At 63.0% G+C, this 2,440-nt stretch carries 3 protein-coding genes; all 3 read right to left on the reverse strand.

Annotated elements, in window-relative coordinates:
- Window positions 1-27: 27 nt before the first annotated feature.
- Window positions 28-1,659 carry an IS66 family transposase gene (locus tag IT781_RS21610; RefSeq protein ID WP_194972241.1) on the reverse strand — a complete coding sequence of 544 codons (1,632 nt, stop codon included), beginning with the start codon at window positions 1,657-1,659 and terminating at the stop codon, window positions 28-30.
- A gap of 73 nt (window positions 1,660-1,732) precedes the next feature.
- On the reverse strand, window positions 1,733-2,083 hold the full coding sequence (gene tnpB, locus IT781_RS21615; RefSeq protein WP_194972242.1) for an IS66 family insertion sequence element accessory protein TnpB: 351 nt from the start codon (window positions 2,081-2,083) through the stop codon (window positions 1,733-1,735).
- The gene (locus IT781_RS21620) at window positions 2,071-2,364 is read right to left on the reverse strand and encodes an IS66 family insertion sequence element accessory protein TnpB (protein ID WP_194972243.1); all 294 of its coding nucleotides are present in this window, start codon (window positions 2,362-2,364) and stop codon (window positions 2,071-2,073) included. The genes tnpB and IT781_RS21620 overlap by 13 nt, the downstream gene beginning before the upstream one ends.
- Window positions 2,365-2,440 lie beyond the last annotated feature (76 nt).

A 2,440-nucleotide genomic window follows, 5' to 3' on the forward strand; every position in this document is an offset into this window, starting at 1 on the left:
GTATGCATCCAGCCCTACCATCTAGCGCTATTTCTGCTTTAGCGTTTCAATAAACTCCGGTGATAGGGGCAGCAGTTCGTCAATGCGGCTGTTCGGCCAGACCGGCAGTTTGGCCAGCGTGTCTTTCAGCCAAGCGGCCGGATCCAGGCCATTGAGCCGGGCCGTGCCCAGCAAGGTCTGGATGGCGGCAGCCCGACGGCCGGCCCGTTCGGAACCGGCGAACAGCCAGTTCTTCTTGCCCAGGGCGATAGGCCGGATGTCATTTTCGACGACGTTATTGTCGATCGGCAGGTGACCGGTTCCGGCATAGCGGACCAACGCCGGCCAGCGCTTCAGGGCATAGTCGATGGCCTTGGCGGAAGCACCGCCGTTAGCCGTGTTGATGCGGGTTTTCAGCAGCCAGTCATGCAAGGCCTCGAGCGCGGGCCGGCTTTGTGCCGCGCGCAGCTGCTTTCGGGCCTCGCCGTCCAGATCCCGGCCCGCCGCCTCGATGGCATACAGCGCACTGATGCGCTCCAGAGCGGTCAGCGCCATGGGGCTGCCATTGGCCTGATGCAGGTCGAAGAACTTGCGGCGCACATGGGCCCAACAGCCCAGCTCGATGCAGGCCGCCTGATCGCCGCCGGCGAACAGGGCTTTATAGCCGCCATAGTCGTCGACCAGCAGATGCCCCTGCCAGGCGCCCAGAAACTGCCGTGCATGCGCACCGCTGCGCCCCGGTTGGTAATCGAAGACGATGAGGCGAGGCCCCGGCTGCAGGTCATTGCTGCGATAAGCCCACAGATACGCCTTGCGGGTCTTGCCGCTGCCGGGATCCAGTTGCGCTACCGGCGTCTCGTCAGCATGCAACGTATTGCCCTGCCGCAGATGCCAGGCCAGCCGGTCGGCCAGCGGCTGCAGTGCCATACCGACCCGACCGACCCAGTCAGCCAGGGTCGAGCGGGACAGGCTGACCTGTTCGCGGGCGGCGATCTGCTCCAGCCGGTACAGCGGCAGGTGGTCGACGTACTTGCCGATCAGCACCCAGGCCAGCAGACCCACGGCCGCCATTCCGCCGTCGATAACGGCCGGCGGAATGGGTGCTGCAGTCACGGTCTCGCACTGCCGGCAGGCGTATTGCGGGCGGATATGGCGGTGCACGAAGAACTTGGCCGGTTCAACGTCCAGTTGTTCGGTGATGTCTTCGCCGATCTTGACCAAATCCTGACCACACTGACCGCAAGTGCAGGCTTCGGGTCCGTGGCGGTGCTCGATGCGCGGCAGATGCGCCGGCAAGGGTTGGCGGCCCGCACGCGGACGCTGGGGCTTGACGACAGTGGCACAGGGTTGGTCATCGGTGAGCTGTTCGATTTCGGCTTCGAGAGCGGACAGATCGGTGTGCCAGGTTTCCTCGAACACATCGCGCTGCAACGGCGCCAACGCTTCGCTTTTGACCCCGTAGCGGATTCGCTTGATATGGGCCAGCTCCAGGGTTAGGGCCTGGATTTTCAGGTCTTTGGCCTGAATTTCAGTATCCTTGGCTTGCAGCTCGGCTTCCTTGGCCCGGATGGTTTCAGCATCCCGCTGCGCCTGCTCGAGCAGCGCCTGCACGACGGCCGCCACCTGCGTTTGGGTGGTGGAATCGAGGTTCAAGTGATCGAGTTCGGCGAGCGGATTCATGAGCCACATTATACCCCGAATAGCCGCTGTATGCCTTGTTTTTGCTGGGTTTCAGGTGATTTTACCCGGCCTTTCAGACCTGCCAATCGGCCGGTGGCAAGGCCGACAGCCGCTGCCAGTCCACGCCGGCGATTAGCCACTGCCATTGCGCCTGAGTGATCGAAAAACAGGCGTCATGGGCCTGGAGCCAGACGAAATGGCCGCGGTGCAGCCGCCGTTGGCACAGCCAGACACCGTTACCGTCCCAGAGCAGCAGCTTCAGGCGATTGCCGGCCCGGTTGCGGAACACGAACGCCGAACCGGCGCACGGCGAATGCCCCAGCGCCTGCTGCACGATGGTCGACAGACCGTCGATGCCGCGGCGCAGATCCACCGGTTCAACGGCCAGCCAGATCTGCGCAGGCGCCTCGATTAAGCCAGGCATCGCAGCAACTCCGCCAGCCAGGCAGCATCAACGGTTGACGGCAGCTCCAGGCGGTAGCCCTGGCTGCCGTGCAACATCAAGCGCTCAGCCGGCGGCGCCAGGCTTTGAACCTGCACCGGGATCAAGGCTGGCGGCGACATCGCTCTGTGCTTGCGGTATTCTGACAACCGGGCCGCAAACGTATGGGTATTCAGGCCCTGCTGCCGGCAATACGCCGACTGCTTTAAGCCGCTGCCTTGCCAGGCTTCGATATGATCGAGCCACTGTTTTGATAATGCCATTGCGCATCCTCATCAAAAAATAATAAGGATGACTGGTTTGGCGGCGTTAGCACAGATGGTCGGACTGGACGCTTAC

This window comes from Methylobacter sp. BlB1 (assembly GCF_015476545.1).
Lineage (GTDB): Bacteria > Pseudomonadota > Gammaproteobacteria > Methylococcales > Methylomonadaceae > Methylobacter.

Excerpts from the sequence above, each read along its gene's own strand:
- IT781_RS21610 (WP_194972241.1), bottom strand. The coding sequence starts at position 1,659 with ATGAATCCGCTCGCCGAACTCGATCACTTGAACCTCGATTCCACCACC.
- IT781_RS21620 (WP_194972243.1), bottom strand. The coding sequence starts at position 2,364 with ATGGCATTATCAAAACAGTGGCTCGATCATATCGAAGCCTGGCAAGGC.
- tnpB (WP_194972242.1), bottom strand. The coding sequence starts at position 2,083 with ATGCCTGGCTTAATCGAGGCGCCTGCGCAGATCTGGCTGGCCGTTGAA.